General features: G+C 57.3%; 21 protein-coding genes and 1 tRNA gene. 13 read left to right on the forward strand and 9 right to left on the reverse strand.

Translation table 11 applies throughout. From position 1 onward, the window contains the following. The gene (locus tag GOW56_RS04730; RefSeq protein ID WP_254447158.1) at positions 1 to 594 is read right to left on the reverse strand and encodes a hypothetical protein; all 594 of its coding nucleotides are present in this window, start codon (positions 592 to 594) and stop codon (positions 1 to 3) included. 660 nt (positions 595 to 1,254) lie between these two features. On the opposite strand from GOW56_RS04730, the gene GOW56_RS04735 reads away from it, so the two are divergent. Further along, a tRNA-Leu gene (locus tag GOW56_RS04735) sits at positions 1,255 to 1,339 on the forward strand. 455 nt (positions 1,340 to 1,794) lie between these two features. Here the strand turns inward: GOW56_RS04735 and GOW56_RS04740 are convergent. From GOW56_RS04740 to GOW56_RS04750, 3 genes are all read right to left on the reverse strand, one after another. After that, positions 1,795 to 2,973: an acyl-CoA dehydrogenase family protein gene (locus GOW56_RS04740; RefSeq protein ID WP_171205136.1), complete on the reverse strand. Its 1,179-nt coding sequence runs from the start codon at positions 2,971 to 2,973 to the stop codon at positions 1,795 to 1,797. 194 nt (positions 2,974 to 3,167) lie between these two features. After that, a complete protein-coding gene (locus GOW56_RS04745; protein WP_171205137.1) occupies positions 3,168 to 4,187 on the reverse strand; it encodes an AraC family transcriptional regulator in 1,020 nt (339 codons plus the stop codon). 16 nt (positions 4,188 to 4,203) lie between these two features. Continuing rightward, on the reverse strand, positions 4,204 to 4,560 hold the full coding sequence (locus GOW56_RS04750) for a hypothetical protein (protein ID WP_171119286.1): 357 nt from the start codon (positions 4,558 to 4,560) through the stop codon (positions 4,204 to 4,206). Positions 4,561 to 4,584: 24 nt separating this feature from the next. Here GOW56_RS04750 and GOW56_RS04755 point away from each other — a divergent pair, with 24 nt between their 5' ends. From GOW56_RS04755 to GOW56_RS04780, 6 genes are read left to right on the forward strand one after another with little or no spacing between them, the layout of a single operon-like run. Beyond that, positions 4,585 to 5,898 (forward strand): amidohydrolase family protein, encoded by a 1,314-nt coding sequence (locus tag GOW56_RS04755; protein ID WP_171205138.1) that lies wholly within the window; start codon positions 4,585 to 4,587, stop codon positions 5,896 to 5,898. A gap of 27 nt (positions 5,899 to 5,925) precedes the next feature. Beyond that, positions 5,926 to 6,909: a BMP family protein gene (locus GOW56_RS04760; RefSeq protein ID WP_171205139.1), complete on the forward strand. Its 984-nt coding sequence runs from the start codon at positions 5,926 to 5,928 to the stop codon at positions 6,907 to 6,909. 16 nt (positions 6,910 to 6,925) lie between these two features. Beyond that, on the forward strand, positions 6,926 to 8,284 hold the full coding sequence (locus GOW56_RS04765; RefSeq protein WP_171205140.1) for an amidase: 1,359 nt from the start codon (positions 6,926 to 6,928) through the stop codon (positions 8,282 to 8,284). Beyond that, entirely contained in the window at positions 8,281 to 9,801 is a 1,521-nt protein-coding gene (locus GOW56_RS04770; protein ID WP_171205141.1) for an ABC transporter ATP-binding protein, read from the forward strand. The genes GOW56_RS04765 and GOW56_RS04770 overlap by 4 nt, the downstream gene beginning before the upstream one ends. Further along, positions 9,791 to 10,834, forward strand: coding sequence for an ABC transporter permease (locus GOW56_RS04775; protein ID WP_171205142.1), 1,044 nt, complete (start codon positions 9,791 to 9,793; stop codon positions 10,832 to 10,834). The genes GOW56_RS04770 and GOW56_RS04775 overlap by 11 nt, the downstream gene beginning before the upstream one ends. Continuing rightward, positions 10,831 to 11,772: an ABC transporter permease gene (locus GOW56_RS04780; RefSeq protein WP_171205143.1), complete on the forward strand. Its 942-nt coding sequence runs from the start codon at positions 10,831 to 10,833 to the stop codon at positions 11,770 to 11,772. Before GOW56_RS04775 ends, GOW56_RS04780 begins: the two co-directional genes overlap by 4 nt. Positions 11,773 to 12,029: 257 nt before the next feature. Here the strand turns inward: GOW56_RS04780 and GOW56_RS21665 are convergent, their stop codons facing one another. The 4 genes from GOW56_RS21665 to GOW56_RS04800 all read right to left on the reverse strand — a co-directional run bounded on the left by GOW56_RS21665 (position 12,030) and on the right by GOW56_RS04800 (position 15,480). After that, the gene (locus GOW56_RS21665) at positions 12,030 to 12,866 is read right to left on the reverse strand and encodes a hypothetical protein (RefSeq protein WP_174831712.1); all 837 of its coding nucleotides are present in this window, start codon (positions 12,864 to 12,866) and stop codon (positions 12,030 to 12,032) included. A gap of 169 nt (positions 12,867 to 13,035) precedes the next feature. Beyond that, entirely contained in the window at positions 13,036 to 13,926 is an 891-nt protein-coding gene (locus tag GOW56_RS04790; RefSeq protein ID WP_174831714.1) for a cation diffusion facilitator family transporter, read from the reverse strand. Positions 13,927 to 14,090: 164 nt separating this feature from the next. After that, on the reverse strand, positions 14,091 to 14,999 hold the full coding sequence (locus tag GOW56_RS04795) for a cytochrome c (protein ID WP_171205144.1): 909 nt from the start codon (positions 14,997 to 14,999) through the stop codon (positions 14,091 to 14,093). 13 nt (positions 15,000 to 15,012) lie between these two features. Beyond that, a complete protein-coding gene (locus GOW56_RS04800; RefSeq protein ID WP_152460289.1) occupies positions 15,013 to 15,480 on the reverse strand; it encodes a cytochrome c in 468 nt (155 codons plus the stop codon). Positions 15,481 to 15,566: 86 nt separating this feature from the next. Here GOW56_RS04800 and GOW56_RS04805 point away from each other — a divergent pair, with 86 nt between their 5' ends. The 3 genes from GOW56_RS04805 to GOW56_RS04815 all read left to right on the forward strand — a co-directional run bounded on the left by GOW56_RS04805 (position 15,567) and on the right by GOW56_RS04815 (position 18,709). Next, a complete protein-coding gene (locus GOW56_RS04805) occupies positions 15,567 to 16,412 on the forward strand; it encodes a LysR family transcriptional regulator (protein ID WP_171205145.1) in 846 nt (281 codons plus the stop codon). 510 nt (positions 16,413 to 16,922) lie between these two features. Beyond that, entirely contained in the window at positions 16,923 to 18,065 is a 1,143-nt protein-coding gene (locus GOW56_RS04810; RefSeq protein WP_171205146.1) for a sensor histidine kinase, read from the forward strand. Continuing rightward, entirely contained in the window at positions 18,062 to 18,709 is a 648-nt protein-coding gene (locus GOW56_RS04815) for a response regulator transcription factor (protein ID WP_171169648.1), read from the forward strand. Before GOW56_RS04810 ends, GOW56_RS04815 begins: the two co-directional genes overlap by 4 nt. 248 nt (positions 18,710 to 18,957) lie before the next feature. Here GOW56_RS04815 and GOW56_RS04825 read toward each other — a convergent pair whose 3' ends face one another. Beyond that, the gene (locus GOW56_RS04825) at positions 18,958 to 19,881 is read right to left on the reverse strand and encodes a LysR family transcriptional regulator (protein WP_171205148.1); all 924 of its coding nucleotides are present in this window, start codon (positions 19,879 to 19,881) and stop codon (positions 18,958 to 18,960) included. A 117-nt stretch (positions 19,882 to 19,998) separates the two neighbouring features. On the opposite strand from GOW56_RS04825, the gene GOW56_RS04830 reads away from it, so the two are divergent. The 3 genes from GOW56_RS04830 to GOW56_RS04840 are packed head-to-tail and all read left to right on the forward strand — an operon-like array spanning position 19,999 to position 22,632. Continuing rightward, positions 19,999 to 20,625 (forward strand): pyridoxamine 5'-phosphate oxidase family protein, encoded by a 627-nt coding sequence (locus tag GOW56_RS04830; RefSeq protein ID WP_171205149.1) that lies wholly within the window; start codon positions 19,999 to 20,001, stop codon positions 20,623 to 20,625. 59 nt (positions 20,626 to 20,684) lie between these two features. Further along, entirely contained in the window at positions 20,685 to 21,665 is a 981-nt protein-coding gene (locus GOW56_RS04835; protein ID WP_171205150.1) for an alpha/beta fold hydrolase, read from the forward strand. Positions 21,666 to 21,720: 55 nt separating this feature from the next. Continuing rightward, the gene (locus GOW56_RS04840) at positions 21,721 to 22,632 is read left to right on the forward strand and encodes a PhzF family phenazine biosynthesis protein (RefSeq protein WP_171205151.1); all 912 of its coding nucleotides are present in this window, start codon (positions 21,721 to 21,723) and stop codon (positions 22,630 to 22,632) included. Positions 22,633 to 22,742 lie beyond the last annotated feature (110 nt).

A 22,742-nucleotide genomic window follows, 5' to 3' on the forward strand; every position in this document is an offset into this window, starting at 1 on the left:
CTAACCTCCGGTTCCCGTTGCAACAATTTGGGGCGCATGCGCAACACGCCCTGCCGGAACGCTTGTCAGAGTGTCGATCCGCGCGATCAGGTCCAATGCATTGCCCAGTATTTCGGCCTCGGCCCGAGGTGAAATGGTCTCGTACGATTTGGAATCGGCCAGAACTTCGATCGAGCTGAAGCGGTCGCCGTTCTCGAGGCATGCAACGCGGCGCCCGGTCGGGAAACCTTCGGATTTTGCGGCGGGTAACGGCATGCGGGCGTTCGCAAGCAGATAATGTTCACCCGAATGCGTTCGAAGGGAAATGCCAAAGCCTGTGGTCGGGTGGTCGCGATTCAGAGTCTTGAGCTCACCAAGGAAACTCTCACGAGCGAAGAAGACAGCTTCTTGCTCGGCGGCAGCGGAGGGATTCAAATCGGTCACAGCAGAAAGCCTTGTATTGGAGTTGAGCAAAAAAACTCGTACCGGCGCCAAAGTGGCAAAAAGACTCATTAACTCCTGATAAACAACAAGTACCTTCAAGGCGGTGTTATTTTGGCGCGAATAAGATTTTTTAGCGGTTGAATTGTGGCGGCAATGTGGTCGATCTCTCATAAGAATGCCTCAACCGATGCGAGTATTTCGATGCGGCAGATCAGACCGAGAAACGTCCGGCAAGCTTGTATGCATGCATAGTCGGCGCAGTCAATTGGGGCAGAGGTGACGTCTTTTCCGGTGCATTCGAATGATTTGAGGGTCGAAAACCTTTTGGCTTCATACTTCTGAATAAAAACAATTATTTATGTTTCGCTGCTTTTCTGAAAACACCGGATCTGGAGGATGGAACCAAATGCCCAGGCAGTTCCAGCAGCACAGTCTGAGGCAGTTTTGCGGGTCAGACTGCATCAACTCTGGCCCGTTGTGCCTTGATTCTCCACCAAGTCTGGCGCCACAAGTTCCGACTTGAAGTGTTGGCGTCTATTCAACGTTAGCGCGTTTTTTGACGACTTGATTGTACCAGGCGTCAACATGTGAACCAAAAGCCGTAAAGCAGCTTCATATAGGTACTCTCAAACTGGTTGAAGGTGGGAGTCAGATGCCTCTGGTTTCTCGGCCGTTGTGTTGCTTGCGGTATCAACAAGACCGGAACAGGTTGCAATTCTCAACGAGGCAGCCCGGCAAGTCACAAACTTTGTATTCCTCGAATTTTCCCTCTCGCACTCCGATGCAAGCTTTGTTATTGACCGCTTCATTCCAGCGCAAACGCGCTTGGTTGCGGGTGTGGCGAAATTGGTAGACGCACCAGATTTAGGTTCTGGCGCCGCAAGGCGTGGGGGTTCAAGTCCCTCCACCCGCACCAAATAAATTTACCATAATCATCATTATACGTGTTGTGAATACGCCCGTCTTCAGAGATTGTGGGCACCTTCAAGCCCTTCGTTTTCCAAACATATCGGTGGACCCAATTGACTGGGATACTGCAATGCCCAATGGAGCATATCTGCTTTGGCAGATCCCGGGTTCGTCAGATTGCAATGTTCCGCAATCGCGATTGGCTTGTTTCGGGCTCGATTGAGTGGTCGGGATTTTTGATGTTCTCAACCCCCGTGCCCCTGCCCTTCGCTGGTCACCGTCCCACATGTCAGTGCCGTCAGAAAGCAAAGCTTCATACGCTTTGCGCGACCTTGTTCATGGCGAGTTAGCACCACGGTCAACCATTCAGGCAACTAGCCGCAATAATGCGGCCGGCCTTTTGATCTTGCTGATGTCTGCGCAGAATCTCAGATTGGCGCCGATCGAACCGGTGCGGGACATTCAGTCGGTCTCACCAAAACCTTTCGGTACCGGCAGATCAGGCAGAGTTGCCGCACGTTTTTGCAAGGCCCGCCCGATGACCACACGGCTGATTTCCGTCGTCCCGTCCACGATCCGCAGCATTTGCGCAAGGCGGGACAAACGATCCAGACCGTAGGGCTGCAACAGACCCGCACCACCCAGGACCTGCGTACAGGTGTTCGCAGCCTTCACGGCAGCATCGGGCACGAACCTTTTTGCATGGGCCGCCATCAAGGGGCCTTCGGGCGTGCCAAGGGATTCTGCCGCCTTTCGGTAGAGAAGCTTTGAGGCTTCAAGGTCGGTTGCAACCTCGCCCAGCATCCACTGAATCCCGTCCAGATCAAGGTTCCTGCCGCCAAACATCTTGCGGTTCTTGGAATAGGACAACGCCGTATCCAGCGCGGATTGCATCAATCCACAACATCCTGAGGCAATCGAAACACGGGCAATGTCGATGGCCATGAGCGCGCCCTGAAGACCCTGACCAATGGGCAGGATGATGTTGGTTTCATCGACCACGACCTTGTCCATGTACATTTCGGCCAAGGGCAGGAAGTTGTAGGACGGGGTATCGTAAAGCGGCCCAAAACTGAGGCCCGGTGCGTCGGCGGGAATGGCGATCATCGCCATGTCCTTGTGGCCGGGTGCGTCGCTGGTCTTGACCACAGTGAAATAGATACCCGCCTCGGTCGCCAGGCTGACCCATGCCTTCGCGCCGCTGATCGTCCATGTGCCGTCGCCATTGACCACGGCGCGCGAATACATGTTTGTTGCGTCCGATCCGGATTGTGGTTCGGTCAGTGCAAAGTTCGCCAGCTTGCGTCCAGATGTCAGGTCCCGCGCCCACTTTTCCTTGAAGGCATCCGTGCCATAGCCGCAGCCCGCAAAGGTACAGATGTTGTGCATCGACAGCGCAAAGGCATATGCGCCATCGCCCCGTCCCAGTTGTTCATAAACCTGTATGGCTTCTGCCAGCGGCAAGGCCTGCCCGCCAAACTCTTCGGGGGCGTAGAGCCCCGTCAGACCAGCGGCCCCGGCCTTGTCCGAAGCATCGCGCGGCCACTTCTTCGCGGCGTTCCAGGCATCCACATTGGGCAGGATCACCTGCTCGGCGTGGTCGCGTGCGGCTTGGAGTATGGTGTCGAGTTTGTCTGACATTGGTGGATCCTTTCACGACGGTCATTCTCAGATGGCGCCACAACCGGGAAGCCATGGATGAGCGGGATGATGAGTTTTTGAGGGCAAAACTTCCGATAAGAACGTTTTTCTACAGAAAGATATAGCGAGCCTGCCCGCTGGGGACCATCTCGTGCAATGACAGATCATTGTCCAAAAGTGACAAATCGGGCACCCTACATTTGCACCCTGCGGTATGAGCTCGGCGTGCTTCCGGTCCAGCGCTGAAAGGCCCGGTGGAAATTGGCCGCCGACGAAAATCCGACATCATGTGCGATGGCTTCAAGGCTTTTGCGCCCCGCCTGAAGATCACGGATAGCGATATCACGCCGCAGGGCATCCTTGATGGCCTGAAACGATGTACCATCCGCATGCAGCCTGCGGATCAGGGTGCGGGGGGTCATGTGCATCGCGGATGCCGTCTGGGTCAGGGTTGCCGCGTCCCATCCCGATTGGACCAGATAGGTGCGCACCCGCAGCGATTGGGTGTGCTCTCGCGAACTGGTGAAGATCCAGTCTCGGGGCGCGTTGTGCAAAAACCTGTCAAGGTCATTTGTGCTGCGCGCCTGCACTGGACCCAGCGCATTCGGATCGAACGAAATCGCGGTGGCACCTCGGCCGAACCGTAGTGGTGCTGGAAAGATGACCGCGTAGTCCTGATCAAAGTCGGGGCGCTCAAACACGAAATCGACAGCCTTGACCGGAACTTCGTGCCCCGCCAGCCAAGACATGAGCCCGTGGGCAAGTTTGAGTATCAGCATGTGCCCGAACCGCTGAAACTGGGCCGCGCCCCGTGGCTTCAGCGTAAGCACCAACATGTTGTCGGCGTCATCCAGAGCAAACTGGTAGTCATCCAGCAACAAGTTCCAGAAGGTCGAAAAGCGGTAAAGTGCCGATGAAAGAGACGTGGCTTCCCGGACTGTCGTCAAAAGATGTTGCAGAGCTCTCGGCCGGATCGGGCGGCTCCAAAGCCCCATCATCTCATCACCGGTCTCAACTGCGGCAAGTTGATAGAGACATACGATTTGATCCAGCGTGACGCGGCCATGAGGGAGACGCGTATCCGCGACCAAACCCGACCGGCCGAGAAGCGATGCCATCTGCGCCTCGGGGCATAGCGTGCGCAATGCCGTCAGCCAGTCATCGATAAACTGGCTGGAAACCGTGGAAAGGATCGTTGGTGCGACATTGGTCATGACGTGCAAGGAGGTATCACCAATTCCGGTCGAGATGAAACACGGCGCGTGCAGATGGCGGATTGTCAATGTCTTCACCACACAACGCTCTGGTTGAGCTTATTTCAGTGGGCTGGCGCCCCTGTTCGCCGCACCGGTCATCGAATATCGCTGTGCGCCGGCGGGCCAGAGCTTTTGTTTGCGTCAGCAAGCAATCTTGCGGATGAACTGGGCACTCTTTTGGCTCGGGCCGCCAGTGCCCCAAATCCCGGGCAGTAGACGGCCAAAATTTAATCAGTTGGGCTTTGATAATGAGCAGCTGAGAGGCTGAAACAGGCACCAATTCCAGAACACCGTAAAAATAAATAGCAATTTTTTTGAATACTTTTACCATGTGGTCAAATTAGGGGGCGGATGAATGTTTGACATCATCATCAGAAAGGCCATCTTGCCGGATGGCCGCGAACCGTTGGATATTGCGATCAAGGGCGACCGTGTTGCGGAAATTGCCGCTGACATCATGGGTGAGGCGCGCGAAGAAATCGATGCAACGGGCCGCCTGGTTTCACCTCCGTTCGTCGACCCGCACTTCCATATGGACGCCACGCTGAGCCTCGGGTCGCCACGTATGAATGTTTCGGGCACGCTTTTGGAGGGCATCGCGCTTTGGGGAGAACTGAAGCCCCTTCTGACGCCCGAAGCGGTGATCGAGCGGGCCATGCGATATTGCGATCTGGCAGTGTCGCAGGGATTACTGGCCATCCGTTCGCATGTGGATGTTTCGTCAACTCCGTTGGTGGGCGTCGAAGCTTTGCTGGAAGTGCGCAAGCTGGTTGCCCCCTATATTGACCTGCAATTGGTGGCATTCCCGCAAGATGGACTGTACCGCGCAGAAAATGCAGAGAAAAATCTGATCCAGGCGCTCGATATGGGGGTCGATGTGGTGGGCGGCATCCCGCATTTTGAACGCACGATGTCGGAAGGCGCCCGATCGGTCACGAGGCTGGCCGAGATTGCCGCAGATCGCGACCTGATGCTGGACCTGCACTGTGATGAAAGCGACGATCCGATGTCGCGCCATGTGGAAACCCTCGCCTATGAGACCACGCGCCTTGGGCTCGGGGGTCGTGTGACTGCAAGCCACGTCACCGCGATGCATTCATACGACAATTACTATGCCTCGAAGCTTGTTCCGCTGATCGCGGAAAGCGGCATGAACGTCGTGCCGAACCCGCTTATCAATATCACGCTGCAAGGCCGCTCGGACACTTATCCGCGCCGCCGTGGCCTGACACGCGTACCAGAATTGCGTGCAGCAGGTGTGAACGTTTCCTTCGGGCAGGATTGCACCATGGATCCATGGTATTCTCTTGGGTCCGCCGACATGCTGGAAGTGGCCCATATGGGCGTGCATGCGGTGCCGATGACATCCCGCGAGGCGATGGAATGGGCTTTCACATCCGTTACCCAGAACGGTGCCAGGACCATGGGTCTGCCTGACCCGACAATTCGCAAAGGTGGCCCAGCCAACATGGTTGTGCTGCAAGCGCGTGACCCGATTGAAGCTGTTCGCATGAAGGCCACACGTCTTGCCGTCATCAAAAACGGCAAGGTGCTGGCGCGTACCGAACCAAGACTGGCCGCGCTTTCCTTGCCCGGCCGCCCCTCGACCCTGGATCCAGCGGATTACGCGCCCAGGCCCAATACTCAGGAAGCTCAAAAACAAGAATAGTTGCCACCAACAGAAGAGGATACTCCGATGAAACTCACCACAACACGTCGCCAACTGATGGTCGGCGCTGCGGCCACGCTGGCCCTGCCGGCTTATGTCCGCCGCGCCAATGCACAATCTGCGATCCGCGTCGCTGGCGTGCATATGTCTCCGGTCGAAAACGCATGGAACAGCCGGATCCATGTGGCGATGCAGGAAGCCGCCGAGGCTGGTCTGATCGAATATGAGTTTTCCGAGGGTGTAGCTCCGACCGACTATCCCCGTGCGATGCGCGAATATGCCGAAGGCGGTGCGCAAATCATTTGGGGCGAGTCCTACGCGGTGGAACGCGAAGCACGCGAAGTGGCGGGTGACTACCCCGATACCGCGTTTCTGATGGGGTCTTCTGGCGGACCGGAGGGCGACAATTTCGGTGTCTTCGGCACCCGCAACCACGAGGCGGCCTATTTGGCCGGAATGCTTGCCGGCCGAATGTCGGAAAACAATGTCTATGGTTCGGTCGGCGGTTATCCGATCCCCGAGGTGAACCTGCTGATCAATGCTTTCCGGATGGGCGTCAGTGAAGTGAACCCTGACGCCACTTTCCTCAACGGTTTCATCGGAGCATGGTTTGATCCCGCCCGCGCGCAGGAAGCCGCGATTGCCCAGATCGATGCGGGCGCGGACATCCTGTTTGGTGAACGGATCGGAACGGCGGATGCGGCTCAGGCGCGTGGTGTGAAAGCCATCGGTTCACTTATCGATTATACACCGCGCTATCCCGGTACGGTCTTTGCCAACGCGATATGGAATTATGGGCCAACCATCGAAGCCATCGTGGCGGATGTTCAGGCCGGCAAACCCACCGGGCGCAACTATACTGAATATTCCTTCATGGCCCATGGCGGCAATGAGCTGATCTATGTCGCCGACGAAGTGCCTGCCGACGCCATCCCTGCGATGGAGGCCAAACAGGCCGCGATCCAATCCGGCGAATGGGACGTTCCGATCGACGAAAGCGAACCCTCCTGATCCCGGGGGTTTTGACGTGACCGACGCCACGGCTCTTGCTGCTGCCGTTTCTGCGGGGCAGATCACTGCCACCGATGCGATGGAAGCAAGCCTTTCCGCCTGCCACGCGCAGGCGGATCTGGGCGCCGTGGTGTTTCTGGACGAAGATATGGCCCGCGCCGGCGCGAGGGCGGCAGATGCAGCGCCATCTGATCGACGCGGGCCTTTTCACGGGGTTCCGTTCCTGGTCAAAGACCTCGGCGGTTCCGCCAAAGGGCTGCCCGCTGCTGCCGGGTCTGCGGCAATCCGCGCGCAAGGGCGAAAATCCGAAACTGACAGCTGCCTGTTGCAGGATTTGCGCCAGACCGGCCTGATCCCTTTTGGCGTGTCGGCAACACCGCCATTCGGCCTTTCCCTGACATGCGAACCAGATGGCATGGCTGCGGCCCGCAATCCGTGGAATCCCGCGTTGACGCCCGGTGGCTCATCTGGCGGCGCCGCGGCTGCGGTTGCAGGCGGCATCGTCGCCATTGCTCATGCCACGGATGCGGCCGGATCTATCAGAGTCCCAGCCGCGTGCTGCGGCTTGACCGGGCTCAAGCCGTCACGTGGTGCGGTGCCCGGAGGCCCTGATTTTACCAATCACCTGATGGGGATAGCGTCAGAACTGGTTCTGGCGCGGTCCGTTCGCGATGTGGAAACCGCCTTTCAAGCCGTAGCCCAGCCCATGGCCCCGGTACATCCGGCGGACCGCCCCCGCATTGCATTGGCACTGCCCGAGCGTTGCAGAACTGACCAGTGCAAAGCCGCCAAGGATGCGGCTGACGCTCTGCGCGATGCAGGCTGCGAGGTGCATGACATTTGTACCCCGGACGAGATGGGGGCCGAGGCTCATGCAATTGCCCGCACGATACTGGCTGTTTCGCTGGCCGAGTGGCTCATTGCACTCAGGATATCTGATGATCAGGTTCCACCGCTTGCCGCCGCCATGGCTGCCGAGGGCCGTGCCACATCTGCCACCGCGCTTTTTGCGACCTCAAGACAGCTTGCGCGCCTGACATATCGTGCTCGCAAGATTTTCAGTTCTGTGGATGCTGTCCTGATGCCGGTCCTATCGTCTGCGCCGCCCGTTATCGGCACTTTGGACCTTTCTGGCGCCTCCGCGGATGAACACATGGCGCGGCTGGAGGCCTTCGCCCCAAACGCAGCGCTTGCCAATGTTGCAGGCTTGCCGGCTTTGGCATTGCCTTTTGGCATGGCAAATGGCCTGCCAATCGGTGTGCAACTGATGGGACCACCCGGCTCGGATGTTGCGCTGCTGAAACTTGGTGCTCTGATCGAGGCGCGTGCGCCCGAACTTACCTTTCCGTCTCCAATCGCAGGCCTGCCCACATGAACAAGGTTCTGGAACTTCACGGCATAACAAAGCGTTTTGGAACGCTTACCGCCAATGATGATGTGACCCTGTCATTGGCCCAGGGTGAAATCCTTGCATTGTTGGGTGAAAATGGCGCAGGCAAAACGACGCTGATGAACATCCTGTTCGGCCACTACGCAGCAGACGAAGGCTCTGTCAGGGTGTTTGGCAAAGCGTTGCCTCCGGGTCTGCCCCGCGCAGCGATCGAGGTGGGTGTGGGCATGGTACACCAGCACTTTACGCTTGCGGGCAACCTCACGGTTCTTGAAAACGTCATGCTTGGTTCAGAACCCCTTACACGCGCACGGTCCGCTCGTGGCGAGGCGCGCGCAAAGTTGTTGAAGATCGCGGATCGGTTTGGTCTGCCCGTGAACCCCGACGACAAGATCAAGTCCCTTTCCGTGGGTGAACGTCAACGCGTCGAAATTCTGAAAGCGCTGTACCGAGACGCGCGCATACTGATTCTGGATGAACCCACGGCCGTTCTGGCCCGGCCCGAGGCAATGCGCCTGTTTGAGACGCTGCGCGACATGACGAAAGAGGGTCTGTCGCTTATCTTCATCAGTCACAAACTGCATGAGGTCATGGCGGCCTCTGACCGTGTTGCCGTTCTTCGTGGCGGTAGGTTGGTCGCGGAACGCAGGACCCCTGAAACCACCCCCGGAGAGTTGGCGGAACTGATGGTTGGCCGCAAGGTGGAACGACCCGTTCGTCAAGACCACGAGATTGGCGCGCCGGTTCTGGTCGCAAACGATGTGCGCGTGGAAGAAGACGGTGAATTGCGGCTGGATGACGTGTCATTCACCGTCCATGCAGGCGAGATCCTTGGTATCGTCGGCGTATCAGGCAATGGTCAGGCCTCGCTTGGCGGGCTGTTGTCTGGATTGATCCACCCTAACGCCGGGCAGTTGACACTGCTGAACAAGGATATCGGCCATCTGGGCCCGCGTGGCATGATCCAGGCTGGCGCCGGCAGGGTACCGGAAGACCGCCATGCAGAAGGTGTCGTGGGTGAATTGAGCCTGTGGGAAAATGCAGTTCTTGAACGTCTGCGCACACCGGAGTTTTCGCGCCGAGGCTTTGTCCGACAACGCGCCGCCCGAGAATACACCGCAGGGCTTATCGAACGGTTTGATATCCGAGGGGCCAGTCCCGACACGCGCACACGGCTGCTGTCTGGCGGCAACATGCAAAAATTGATCCTGGGGCGGGTCCTGACCAACGGACCGCGTTTCGTGCTCGCCAACCAGCCGACGCGGGGCCTTGATGAAGGGGCAATTGCCGCAGTTCATGCCGAGCTTCTGGCCACACGGGCCGAGGGTGCTGCGATCCTGCTTATTTCAGAAGAACTTGAAGAAGCCGTAGCTCTTTCAGACCGGATTCAGGCCATCGTAAAGGGTCGATTGTCGAAACCGATATCCGCTGATGAGGCTGACCCGCAACGCCTTGGCCTGATGATGGCAGGTGTCTGGAAGGAAGATGATGATGCGGCTTGAACGACGCACATATGTACCGCTGTACCTTGTGGTCATTGCGCCGCTGGCCGCGATCTTTACTGCGTTGTTATTGGCTGCGGGTTTAATCGCAGCGGCAGGTGTCAACCCGCTGACTGCCTATGGTGAAATGCTGACCGGCGCCCTTGGTTCGCGCCTTTCGATCACCGAGATGCTGACCCGCGCCACGCCGCTGATATTCACCGGGCTTGCCGCGGCCGTCGCCTTTCGGGCCCGTCTTTGGAACATCGGCGGCGAGGGGCAGTTCTTTGTCGGCGCACTGATTACCGCCTGGATCGGGCATTCTCTCGGGGTTCCCGGGTGGATCGGTATACCGATTTTGATGCTGGCGGGCATGGCGGCGGGTGCGGCCCTGTTGGCGGGCCCCGCTTATTTGCGCCTGCGTTTCGGGGTGGATGAGGTGGTGACGACCCTGCTGCTCAACTTCATTGTGATCCTTTTCGTCGGCCTCATGATCGAGGGTCCGATGCGCGATCCGATGGCCTTTGGTTGGCCTTCCTCAGTGCCCGTGGGCGGAGAGTACCGCCTGCCGGATCTTATTCCCCGCACGCGCCTTCATATCGGGTTGCTTTTTGCCATCGCGGCAGCAGGTGTTGTTTGGCTGATCCTGGCCCGCACGGTTTTTGGGGCTGAAACACGCGCCGCAGGCTTGAACGCCGGTGCCGCCGCCTTTGCCGGAATTTCCCTTCCCAAAACGATCATGGGTGTGGCCCTGCTTTCAGGCGCTTTGGCAGGGCTGGCAGGTTCCGTCGAAGTCATGGGCGTCACAGCTGGGGTCACCACGACCATGAGCCCCGGATTCGGATATGCCGGTATCGTCGTCGCAATGCTTGCCGCATTGCATCCGGCGGGCGTGGTCGCAGCCGCGGTTTTCGTTGCCACCGTCTTTGTCGGGGCCGACGCCATGAGCCGCGCAACCGGCGTTCCCAGCTTCATTGCCGACGTGATCGTGGCGCTCTGCCTGCTCACCATGATCGTGGCCCTTCTTTTCACAACTTACCGGGTGCGCCGATGAGTGATGCAATTGACCTGCTGCTGAATACCAGCCTCTGGGCGTCCGTGCTGCGCATTGCAACGCCGCTTATTTTCGGAGTCCTCGGCGCGTTGCTCTGTGAACGTTCGGGTGTTCTCAATCTGGGGATCGAGGGGATCATGACCATGGGCGCGATGAGCGGTTGGCTTGCCGTCTACATGGGCGCACCTTTGCTGGTGGGCCTGATGATTGCCGCGCTTTGCGGCGCGGTGATGGGATTGCTGCACGCCATGCTGACGGTCCCGCTTGGTTTGTCGCAACATGTATCGGGGCTTGGCATTACGCTGTTTGCGTCCGCGTTGGCTTACTACCTTTACCGGTTGCTTGTTGAAGTGGGCGATCTGCCCCCGACGATAGAACCTTTCCAGCCTCTCGATGTTCCGGGTGTTTCCGACATCCCCATTCTGGGTCCGATCCTGTTTTCCCAGGCCCTGCCGACCTATCTGGCGCTGTTTGCGGTGGCTGTGATGGCTTACGTCCTTGCCCGGACACCGTTGGGGCTGGCCATTCGCATGACAGGTGAAAACCCGCACGCGGTCGAGGCGCAGGGGCTGAACCCCATTCGCATTCGCATTGGAGCAGTGGTTGTTGGATCAGCGTTGATGGCAGTGGGTGGCGCGTTCCTGACGACAACGGCGTTCAACAGTTTTTTTCCGGGCATGGTTCAAGGACGCGGCTGGATCTGCATCGCGCTGGTTGTGTTCGCAAGCTGGCGGCCCGGCAAGGCGTTGATTGGCGCCGTGTTGTTTGCCTTTTTCGATGCATACCAATTGCGGCTGCAAACGGCGATTGAAGGCGTGCCATATCAACTCTTCCTGATGGCGCCCTATGTGCTTTCCATCGTCGCGCTCGTTCTCGTCGCCCGCAGGGCCGAGGTGCCTGCTGCGCTGATGGCACCCTATCGGCGCGGTGAACGCTAGGATCAGGGTTCACAACCAGTGGATGGGTTGTTGTTGCAAGCGCGAAAGGGGCAGGACATACATGAAACTTCGGGTCATGGCGGGTTGCGACATTTATACCCGTGCCTGTCGTATTAGGCGGGATCTTGCGTCAGCACTTTGGGCAAGAAGCCCTTGATCGCAATGCAGTACGCCAATAACCGGCGGCAATGACGATAGGAAAAGGCGGCCTCTGACGATGAGAAGCCGCCTTTTGTCTTTCGACCTGTTATTGTTGCCTAGTTGGCTGCCGCCTGCAATCTCCGGCGGTCAGCGGCGGTTGCATTTCTCTCGACAACGGTTCGGTTGAACGGGTCCTTCAATTCGTAACGGCCAAACTCGATCTCTTCTTTCCAGCCATTGGCATAGTTTACTTCGATATTGTTGCCCTGACGTTCAACCTTCGTCGGGCGGCTTCCCGCAGAACCTCCTTGGCCGGACGCGCGCACGTTGTCGATGGAGATACCATCTGCCAATGACCGGAGCCTTGAGACATCGGCACCTGTCGCCAGCCGTTCTTCCACAGTGCGGTTCTGAGCATTCTTTCTTTCATACCGACCGTTTTCGATTTCTTCTTTGGTTCCATCGGCATAACGCACTTCGATGCCGTTGGCGTTCGTCTCAACCTTGGTTACGCCGGCAGTGCGCGATGACCCGCCTCCTGACCGGGATTGATCCTTTTTGCCGCTGCCTCGGTTCGACCGCTTCGAGTCATCATCATCGTCGTCGTCATCATCGTCATCATCGTCGCGACCACCTTTGCCGGATCCGGAATTGTCGTTGCGATCATCGTCCCTGTCGTCGTCGCGGTCATCGTCCCTGTCGTCGTCGCGATCACCCCCGCGACCACTGTTGCCCGACCCCGAGTTGTCGTCCCGTTCGCCGCCACGATCATCCCCCCGATCATCATCGCCGCCATCCCCGTCTTTTCCGCTGCCGCTTTTGGCAAAGGCATAGGCTGGTTCAAGGTGCAAGCGCCCTTCCGCGTCAAACTTCGGCGCGTAAGGCGTTGCGGCAATCAACGAAGCCAGAGCTGCGGTGCTGAGAAGCTGGCCCAGTTTTCCTTGAAGTTTCATTTTTTCGCCTCCAGTTCTGTTCGACCCATCTCATGGTGTCGGTGACAGATTACCCGGGGCGTTGCTTCCCGACATCGGGCTTAGGTCTGACGAATTGCAGGCCGAACGTCCCGGCCAAAACCACGACTTCCGTCGTAATCGATTGCACCGAGTGGTTTAGGAGAGTGGTTTAGGAGACTTGGCTCGGTTTTGCTCCGTTGCCCTTCAACTCATCATCGGGCTCCAGATGAATGACAAAGACAGAACCAGGATAAATGCGTTCCAATGCGTGTTCGACTTCGTTGCAGATGTCATGCGCTGCGCTGACCGACATCGCGCCGTCCACAACGAGGTGAAACTCGACGAAGATGATATTTGCGGATCTGCGTCCCTTGAGGTCGTGATACTCCAGCGCAGCGCCAAGATTGTTTTCAATGGTGTCGGAAACAACTTGCAGGTCATGGTCGGAAAGGCTCACATCCATCAGGCCGTCAACGGACGCTCGAATGACTTTCCATCCTTCCCACAGGATGTTCAGCGCGACCAGAATTGCAAGGATCGGGTCAAGGATCAGCCAGCCGGTGACAAGTGCAAGCATGAGTCCCGCGATGACACCCGCTGACGTCATGACATCTGTAAAAATATGCCGCGAGCTTGCCTCCAATGCAGGCGACCCCTCGCGCCTACCGATTCTGAGCAATAAGTAGGCCCATGCGCCATTCACGCCCGTTGCAATGACATTGACGGCGATTCCAAGAAAAGGCGCATCCTCAAGATGTGGGGTGGGAAGTGCCAGCACGGCCTCTCTGATGATCAAGAACGCCGCCAACACAATCAATGCGCCTTCGACGACAGCGGAAAGATACTCGGCTTTCTTGTGACCAAAGGGGTGGTTTTCATCAGGGGGCTTGTTTGCGACCCGAACCGCAAAATAAGCCAGCAGGGCCGCCAAGACATTGACGGTGGATTCCATCGCGTCCGACAACAACGCCACCGAACCTGTCAGCCACCAGGCCAGCAGCTTCAGGGCCAGTACCGCCAGGGATATCGGAATGGACCAAAGCGCTATCTTTTGTGTCATTTGGCCACGACCCTCAATCAATCATGAACAGAAACGCGGGCGTGTGCTGCGTTCCGGTGCCCAGAACGTAAAACAGGAGTTTGGCGAAAAGGGAATAGGCCTTGCGGCTTCGTGCTGACGGCTGGCAAGGACATCTGGCATCGGCCGCATGGCGCCAAAAAGGGTTACTCTGACGGCGAGCCTGTCGGTGACGCGGGCACGGCCTTGAGATAGGCCGCAATCGCCAGACGGTCGTCATCCGTAAGGCGGGATGTGTTTTCGATGACTTCCACCATCTCACCACCCGCGCTGTCATAGTCCGGTGTGAAGCCGGATTTCAGATATTCGGCAATATCAGCCTCGGACCAATCCAGTTGGGCAGAAGTCAGCCCGGGGATGCGTCCCTTTCCGCTGGGGTTTGGTGCACCTGTCAGCCAGAGATCGCGTTTCAGGCCTCCTAACCCGTTACGCGGCGTGTGACATTCTGCGCAATGTCCCAACACCTCTACCAGGTATCGGCCTTGAATTTGTTGGTCAGTCAGATCGCCTTGCACAACCCAGCCCGGTTTCAGATACAACAGCTTCCACCCGCCCAGCCCGCGTCGAATGTTGAAGGGAAAGCCAACCTCTTGCGCTGCGCTTTGGGTTGGAACCGCCGGCAGAGTGCCGAGGAAGGCATGCAGTGAAACAACGTCCTCGGCTGACATGTTGGCGTAGGACGTATAGGGAAATGCGGGGAAATAGTGCTGTCCTTCGGGCCCGGTCCCGTGAAGCAGAGCATTGGCCAGATCCAATGCGGACCACGATCCGATGCCGGTAACCGGATCACTGGATATGTTCGGGGCTATGAACGTGCCGAAATCCGACGCAAACCGACGGCCGCCAGCGAGCACCAGCTTTTCCTCACCCGTTGCGTTCGGAGCAGAATGACAGGACGCGCATCCAGCCGCGTAAAACACTGTCTCACCTCGACTGAGATCCGGAACAACCCCATTCAGTTGTGTCTGGTCAACTGTTTTCGGACGGGTCAGCACCAAACCGACCAGCCCGACCAGTACAGCAATACCTGCGGCGAAAATGAACAAACGCCGCATGGCCAGCGCTCCTTTAGTCTTTCGGCGCCCTGTAAGCTTTGTGACATGCCGAGCACGATCCGCCCAGATCACCCATCGCCGCTTTCAGGGCATCGACATCCTGGCCTGCCGCCGCCTGCATCGCAACCGCGGCTTCAGCCATGGCCTGACCTTTTGCACTTACATCCGGGAAGTTCTCCCAGATGGCTGGCAAGGCTCGGGTGGACGGGTCGGACGCATTGTCGGATCCGGCAGGCCACATCGCAGATTGATCGATCTGCGTCAGAACAACCAGGTTATTTGCGGCCCGGGTTGCTGCCTCGGCATCATATTCAACCTCTCCCTTGGCCATGCCGCCCAATGTGCCAAGATTGAAGGCATAGAGCTGCATGATTGAGGTCCGAGCCTTCACCGCAGGATTTTCGCTTTCATGGGCGATGGCTGATCCAATGATGGCTACCGACAACAAACCTGTAGCAACGGCCGGGATTTTCTTGATCATTGTGTGTCTCCCTGTTCAATGCGTCGGATATTAACCTGAACAATTTTTCTTGTAATTGTTTGTTATTCGTCGTTCCTTGTTAATTTATGCACAACCAAAACTGGGATGATTTTCGGTACGCGCTGGCCGTAAGGAAACACGGATCGCTGAATGCGGCTGCCGGGGCGCTGGGTGTTACTCATGCAACGGTGCTGCGCAGAGTCGCCGCGCTTGAAGACCGTTTTGGATGCGTGATCTTTCAAAAACACCCGTCAGGGTACACCGCCCTGCCCGAGGCCAGAGCCATTCTTTCGGCGATGGAAAGCGTTGAAGAGGCCGTACTTTCCGTAGAGCGGGCAATTGTTGGTGCCAACCGGTCCCCTGCGGGTCAGGTCCGCATTGCGTCCACGGACAGCCTTTGTCAGCTTGTTTTGCCTCAAATTCTGACTGAGATATCGCGGCTCTACCCCGACTTGGAACTGACTTTGTTAAGCGGCAACAGCCATCATGATCTGTCAAGGTTGACCGCGGACATCGCCGTGCGACCCTCGATCAAACTTGAGGAAGGGCTTGTCAGCGAACGTGCAGGAACCCTGTCATTCGGCGTTTTTGACGACGGTTCCCCAAACCGAAAATGGATGAGGCTTGATGGGGCGTTGAGCCGCTCGCTTCCCGCCAAATGGTTGGCCGAACATGTCAGCGCCGATGAAATGACCAACGGAGCAGACAGCTTTTTGGTGCTTCAGCAGATGGCGGCCTCCGGGGCGGGCAAAGCGTTTCTGCCCTCGTTTATCGGGAACGCGGATCCTCGGCTTCATCGGTCGTCAGAAATTGATCCCGGAATAGATGTTCCGCTCTGGGTGGCGACTCTGGACGAGATAGCGCGCACTCCCAGATTTGCCATTGTGCAAAGAGCTTTGGTTGAACGCCTGTCCATTGCTCTGCCGGGGTGACAAAAAAATACTCGCCCGTAGGTGTGGCTCCTCCGAGGACGGCTTTGGGCCGATGCGCTGGTCGTCTGGACGGAGTTTTGAACGAACTCCGTGTACCTCCTGCAAGGCCACGCGCGCTTTCTGCCCGCCGTCTGCGCGATTGCGCGATCAAGGGGTCTGACAGGGTCCAAGTTTCGAATCCGAACACTGATGAGTTCAGACCAAGGTCGGTGGTGCGGTCAGGAATTGTCGTTCATAGTTGAACACGAAATGAGACCCGAGATTTCCGATCTGTCAGTTCGCAATTGGTCATTGTCGCGAGTTTTTCTTGCGGCCTGCGTTGTCGTGATGGGAACGGCCACCGCGATAGTTGGCGTGTGGGTGTCAAATCGGATCGAGAATGCAGTTGTCCAAAACTCCGCCAACTCCGCAGCGCTGTATATGGAGAGCATCGTATCCCCTCTCAGTCAGGAACTTGCATACGGGGATCGTCTTTCCGATCAAGCAAGGCGGGCACTGGACGAAATTTTCATGACCCAGCCACTGCGTGACCGCATTGTGTCCTTCAAGTTTTGGAAACAAGGCGGCGTGATCGCGCACGCATCGGATCCAACCATCATTGGACGCCGCTTCGACCCGACTGATGATCTGAGCCGAGCCTGGAGCGGAGAGATTTCGGGTTCTTTCGAAGATCTCGACCATGCTGAAAGCGCCGCAGAAGCAGCACTTGGGATCCCGCTACTTGAAGTGTACAGCCCGATCCGAGAACTCTGGTCAGGAGATATCATTGCAGTTGCAGAGTTTTACGAGAAAGCTGAACAGCTGGAAGTTGATATGGCCAGAGCCCGCCGGACAAGCTGGCTGGTCGTCGGGTCAGCGTTTGCGGCAAGTACAATCGTGCTGTTTTCCATCGTGGCAATCGGTGACAACACCATTCGACGTCAGGGGCGCCTGTTGGAGCGGCGTCTGAAAGAGAGTGAGCAGATGGCAGAGCAGAACGCCAGGCTGCGGTCGCGCGTGGTCGAAGCGTCGGAACGATATGCCACGCAAACAGACCGGTTTCTGAAGAAACTTGGTTCCGAGCTTCATGACGGTCCCGCTCAATATCTGTCCCTCGCGGCCCTCAGGTTGGAGGCGGCATTCTCGGACAGGCCTGAAAAGCCTGCTGAGGCCGAGGAGATTCAACAGTCTTTGCAGAAGTCCCTGGCCGAAATTCGAGCGTTGTCGCGGGGGTTGTCCGCTCCGGACATCGACAATCTGGCGCTGATTGATGTGGTGAAAAGAGCGATAGAAGATCACTCGGAACACAGCCCGTTGCGGCCGCATGTTTCACTTCAGGGAAGCCAGACGATCGAGTTGTCCGTGTCCGACAAGCTGTGTGTTTTCCGGTTCCTTCAGGAAACGCTTTCCAATGCCGCCAGGTATGCTCCGAATTCTCGATGCACCGTCATTTGCGAGGCGCATAACGATCGGGTCGTCATTCATGTCAACGATGAGGGGCCCGGATTTGACCCCTCGGACGGAAAAGTACTGCGTGACGATGGAGGCCAGGGGCTCTTGGGTTTGCGAGATCGGGTTGAGAGTATCGGCGGCAGGTTCGAAGTCAGGTCAAGCCCTGGCAAAGGCACCTCTGTCACAATGACACTATTTCCCAGAAAGATGAGTACGTCATGACAACATCTGTCGTAATAGCGGACGATCACCCGATTTTCAGGGACGGATTGCACCGGACATTGGACGAAGCCGATGGTTTCGAAGTTCTCGCTGCCGGCTCGAGCGCGGATGAGGCAATTTCACTTGTCGGCATTCATCAACCTGACATCGCCATCCTCGATCTTTCGATGCCCGGAGGCGGCATAAATGCGACGCGAAAAATCGCGGCCATGGCAAATCCGCCATTCATCGCGATATTGACGGTCTCGGAGAACAACAGTGACGTTGCGGATGCTTTGGAAGCAGGGGCAATCGGCTACATCGTCAAAGGTGTGACAGCCAGCGAACTGACGGCCTCACTGCGCAGCATCGCCGCAGGTGAAGGTTTCGTGTCGCCCGGGCTGGCCTCGCGCGTGCTGCTTCAGATCAACAGAGAGGCGGAAGCTTCCAAAGACAGTGATGTTCTGGATGATCTCACGCATCGCGAGGAAGAAATACTTCGACGCGTGGCGAAGGGGATGAGCAATCGGGAGATCGCAGATCAACTGGATCTTCAGGAAAAAACCGTAAAGCACTATATGACGGCAATCCTGTCCAAGCTCCACGCCCGAAACCGGGTCGAGGCCGCGCTGATCGCGCACGATGCTTGGGGCAAGACCGACTAAGCAGCGGGTCAAATGTGATTGTATGCTCAATGCTGGCCCTATCGCTTCGAAAAGCGTATGCACCCGGGATCTGAGATTTCAGTTTCGTGCCGGCAAATCCGGTTGGTGGCGAGCTTTGTTGCACATGTTCGCATATGGGCAGACCCCGCGCTGCATCACCTCAAAGGGCATACCCAGAGTGATCTGTCGGTCAGGACCGTGGTGATGCTGGCCGCGACCGGATGGCGTGGTTCGGCGGATCTTTTGGCCTAACTCTCAGGCCTGTGTCGGAATCCATCCAAATAGGGGTCGGATTTGAGACGCTTGGCCGCAAAATCGACAAAAGCGCGCACTTTTGCAGACACGGTGCGGCCCTCTTGATGCACAAGATGGATGGGGACCTCGGGTGGTTCATACGAATTCAGAACGGTCCTGAGCCGCCCGTCCGCAACGTGGGGTGCAACCTGATAGGACAAAAGCCGCCCGATGCCATGCCCTTGCAGCGCCAGCTCGATCACCGCGTCATTGGTGTTCATGCTGATGCGCGGGTTTACGCGCTTTGTCATAACCATTTCGCTTTTTTGAAAATGCCATTGGGCCGAGGCGTGCAGGGCGGTTGAGTTTATGATGGCGTGATTGGCCAGGTCGTCGGGTGTGTCTGGTTCGCCGCGCGTATCGAGATATGCCGGAGCGGCAAACACGACCTGCCTCACCGCACCGCATCTCAAGGCCATCAGGCTTGAGTCTGCAAGATTTCCAATCCTGATGCCGACGTCGAGGCCCTCATCCACCAGATTGACCACGCGGTCCACATAGAGAGTGCGCGCAGAGATCTTTGGATGCAGTTCCAGAAATTCACCCAGAATCGGAGTGACGAACATACGGCCGAACAACACAGATGCGGTCACGCTGAGTTCCCCGGTCGGTTCGGCATAGGAGCCGACGGCGGCACGCTCTGCCTCCTCGAGATCCATCAAAATGCGTCTGGCATCTTCAAAGAACCTTCGCCCGCTGTCCGTCAGCATGACTGATCGCGTGGTGCGCACAAAAAGACGAAGCCCCAGGCTGTCCTCCAGCATGGAGACCAGTCGGGTTACCGTTGGTGGCGACATATTGAGGTGGCGCGCCGCGGCCGCAAAGCCTTTCAGCTCGGCCACCTTCACAAAAACGCTCAGTGCGTGAAATCTATCCAAACAACTATTCCATATTTTGGAATAATATATTGCCAAATAGGGATATTCTGCAACACCAAGGCTTTGACTAGCTTCACCTCAACCCCAGGGCTCTGCCCGGCTGAGATGGAGAATTCAATGACACGCCCATTTGCAGAAATCAGTTTTACGCCTTCTGTACGTGCAACACAGGCCAAGAACGGATCGGCTGAAGGCTACGCAAAGTTTCTAGCCGGCGCTGTTCAGGAAGACCTCATCAGCCCGGTCGAAGCCAGCTTCATCGCACAAAGGGACGGCTTTTATCAGGCGACCGTCTCTGAAACCGGCTGGCCTTATGTTCAATTCCGCGGCGGACCGGCAGGCTTTCTGAAAGTGCTGGATGAACGGACGCTGGCCTACGCGGATTTTCGCGGCAACCGGCAATATCTGAGCGCAGGTAACCTGCTGAACAACGACCGCATTTCTTTGATCCTGATGGACTATCCCAACCGGAGACGCCTCAAGATCTGGGGCCGGGCGAAACTTGTTGATGGCGCGGATGATCCGGCCCTGATGCAACGTTTGCATGACCCGAATTACAGGGGCCACCCAGAGCGGGCCATTGTGATCAAGCTTGAAGCGATGGACTGGAACTGCCCGCAGCACATCCCCCAACGCCTGACCCTGGAAGAGTTTGAAGAGCACATGGCGCCGCTTCGCGATGAACTGGCGGAAGTGAAAGCTCAAAACGCAGAGCGCAACGAAAAGCCCGGCCATAAACGCTGACCGATGCTGAACCCCGCGCGTTCAGACGCGCCCCCAAAACCCCAAGAAAGGAAATACCCATGTCGCGCAATCTGAAATCCATCCTCAGCGCCAGTCTTCTCGCGCTTACCATCGCGGTGCCATTAACTCCGGCCCCTGCAATCGCCAATGAGACTGGCATTGAAGCCACACAAGCGGTCAGTTTCCGCGCCGAAAAAATCGGCGAGGTCAATATCGCCTATCGTGAGGCCGGAGACCCGAGCAGGCCAACCGTTCTGTTGCTTCATGGGTTTCCGACCTCGTCACATATGTTCCGCAACCTTATCCCCGAACTGGCCAAGCACTATCACGTGATCGCGCCCGATTTCCCTGGATTTGGGGCGTCGGACATGCCGCAAGCCGAAGACTTCGAGTATTCCTTTGCGAATATCGCCGAAATCATGACCTCCCTGCTGGATCGGAAGGGTGTCGATCAATACGCGGTCTATCTGATGGACTATGGTGCCCCGGTTGGATTCCGGATGTTTGCCGAACAGCCCGAACGGGTCACCGGCTTCGTCATTCAGAACGGCAATGCGTATGAGGAAGGGCTGCGCGAATTCTGGGACCCGATCAAAGCCTATTGGGCCGACCCCTCGAAAGAGAATGGCGACCAGCTTCGTGGGTTTCTTACTCTGGATGCGACCAAATGGCAGTTCACCCATGGTGTACAGAGGCCGGAACTGATCAGCCCGGACAACTATTGGCACGTCCAATACCTGCTTGATCGCGAAGGTAATCAGGAGGTGCAACTTGAACTTTTCCTGGACTACGGCACCAACGTCGCCGAGTACCCGAAATGGCAGGCGTTGTTTCGTGAGCATCAACCACCTGCGCTGCTGATGTGGGGTAAGAATGATCACATCTTTCCGGCCGAAGGCGCCCTGCCCTATCAACGCGACCTGAAGGATCTTGAGTTTCATCTGCTTGATACCGGACACTTCGCGCTGGAAGAATATGGGCCTGAAATTGCGGAACAGATGACTGCATTCCTGAACCGCATCAGCGCCGCCAGCAACTGATGCGCAACTGGCCGCGCCTCGATCAAGGGCGCGGCCTCATGTTTGGAGACGATCAATGAACACGCAAGCAAACACTGCCAAGGAAGTCACGGTTGAAATCGTGCACGGGTTTGTCGACGGTGGCACCGGAGGAAATCCCGCAGGCGTCGTTCTGGACGCTGATGATCTGAGCGCGCAAGATATGCAAACCGTGGCGGCAAGAATTGGATTGTCCGAGACGGCGTTTGTCTCGCGGTCCAAGACGGAAGGCTTCAAGCTGGATTTCTTCACACCGAACCGGCGCATCGCTCATTGCGGTCATGCAACAATCGCCGCCTTCTCTCACCTTGATGCGCTTGGCCGGATCCCCAAGCCCGATACGTCAAAGGAAACTGTTGATGGCCCCAGGCGCATACTCACGAAAGACGGCGCCGCCTATATGGAACAATTGGCCCCACGCTACTCGGGTGCTCAGGAATGGATCGAAAAGGGCGTGAAACTCGACGATGTGCTGAGCTCTCTCGGGGTCGACAAAACTGACCTGGATCAGAGGTTTACTCCGGTTTTGGTCAACACCGGCAACAGCTTCATCCTCGTCGGTCTTTCGGATGCGGCGGGCCTTGCCAAAATCAGACCAGATTTGGCCAAAATCAAGCAAATCAGCGAGCAACTGGATCTGATTGGCTATTATGTATTCACGAAAGACCCTTCAATCACCAGCCGGGACGCCACAACCCGTATGTTCGCACCCAGATACGCGATAGATGAAGAAGCCGCCACGGGGATGGCGGCAGGGCCACTTGCATGTGTGTTGAATGATTTCGGCGGCACGTCTCAGCGATCATTTGAAATCGAACAAGGGGTGTTTATGAACCCGGCAAGCCCGAGCCTGATAAAGGTCGAACTTGACATCGAGAATGGTGCGATCACGGGCCTCATGGCGGGTGGTTACGGAAAAGCCATGACCTCGGCCCGGATTGCTTTGTGACACGAAAAGGCCAGGTGTGTCCGCAGCATCAGCTTCGGATGCGCCCAGGTCCTTGAACTCGAATACGTTTCGTCCAAGGGTCCTGCGAAGGGACCTTAGTCAGCGCAGTG

Origin of the sequence: Ruegeria sp. HKCCA0235A (genome assembly GCF_013033235.1) — a bacterium.
Lineage (GTDB): Bacteria > Pseudomonadota > Alphaproteobacteria > Rhodobacterales > Rhodobacteraceae > Ruegeria.

What these genes read in the sequence shown, in the direction of transcription:
- GOW56_RS04730 (WP_254447158.1), bottom strand. Translation starts at nt 594, where the DNA reads ATGAGAGATCGACCACATTGCCGCCACAATTCAACCGCTAAAAAATCT.
- GOW56_RS04740 (WP_171205136.1), bottom strand. Translation starts at nt 2,973, where the DNA reads ATGTCAGACAAACTCGACACCATACTCCAAGCCGCACGCGACCACGCC.
- GOW56_RS04745 (WP_171205137.1), bottom strand. Translation starts at nt 4,187, where the DNA reads ATGACCAATGTCGCACCAACGATCCTTTCCACGGTTTCCAGCCAGTTT.
- GOW56_RS04750 (WP_171119286.1), bottom strand. Translation starts at nt 4,560, where the DNA reads ATGGTAAAAGTATTCAAAAAAATTGCTATTTATTTTTACGGTGTTCTG.
- GOW56_RS04755 (WP_171205138.1), top strand. Translation starts at nt 4,585, where the DNA reads ATGTTTGACATCATCATCAGAAAGGCCATCTTGCCGGATGGCCGCGAA.
- GOW56_RS04760 (WP_171205139.1), top strand. Translation starts at nt 5,926, where the DNA reads ATGAAACTCACCACAACACGTCGCCAACTGATGGTCGGCGCTGCGGCC.
- GOW56_RS04770 (WP_171205141.1), top strand. Translation starts at nt 8,281, where the DNA reads ATGAACAAGGTTCTGGAACTTCACGGCATAACAAAGCGTTTTGGAACG.
- GOW56_RS04775 (WP_171205142.1), top strand. Translation starts at nt 9,791, where the DNA reads ATGCGGCTTGAACGACGCACATATGTACCGCTGTACCTTGTGGTCATT.
- GOW56_RS04780 (WP_171205143.1), top strand. Translation starts at nt 10,831, where the DNA reads ATGAGTGATGCAATTGACCTGCTGCTGAATACCAGCCTCTGGGCGTCC.
- GOW56_RS21665 (WP_174831712.1), bottom strand. Translation starts at nt 12,866, where the DNA reads ATGAAACTTCAAGGAAAACTGGGCCAGCTTCTCAGCACCGCAGCTCTG.
- GOW56_RS04790 (WP_174831714.1), bottom strand. Translation starts at nt 13,926, where the DNA reads ATGACACAAAAGATAGCGCTTTGGTCCATTCCGATATCCCTGGCGGTA.
- GOW56_RS04795 (WP_171205144.1), bottom strand. Translation starts at nt 14,999, where the DNA reads ATGCGGCGTTTGTTCATTTTCGCCGCAGGTATTGCTGTACTGGTCGGG.
- GOW56_RS04800 (WP_152460289.1), bottom strand. Translation starts at nt 15,480, where the DNA reads ATGATCAAGAAAATCCCGGCCGTTGCTACAGGTTTGTTGTCGGTAGCC.
- GOW56_RS04805 (WP_171205145.1), top strand. Translation starts at nt 15,567, where the DNA reads ATGCACAACCAAAACTGGGATGATTTTCGGTACGCGCTGGCCGTAAGG.
- GOW56_RS04810 (WP_171205146.1), top strand. Translation starts at nt 16,923, where the DNA reads ATGACCCAGCCACTGCGTGACCGCATTGTGTCCTTCAAGTTTTGGAAA.
- GOW56_RS04815 (WP_171169648.1), top strand. Translation starts at nt 18,062, where the DNA reads ATGACAACATCTGTCGTAATAGCGGACGATCACCCGATTTTCAGGGAC.
- GOW56_RS04830 (WP_171205149.1), top strand. Translation starts at nt 19,999, where the DNA reads ATGACACGCCCATTTGCAGAAATCAGTTTTACGCCTTCTGTACGTGCA.
- GOW56_RS04835 (WP_171205150.1), top strand. Translation starts at nt 20,685, where the DNA reads ATGTCGCGCAATCTGAAATCCATCCTCAGCGCCAGTCTTCTCGCGCTT.
- GOW56_RS04840 (WP_171205151.1), top strand. Translation starts at nt 21,721, where the DNA reads ATGAACACGCAAGCAAACACTGCCAAGGAAGTCACGGTTGAAATCGTG.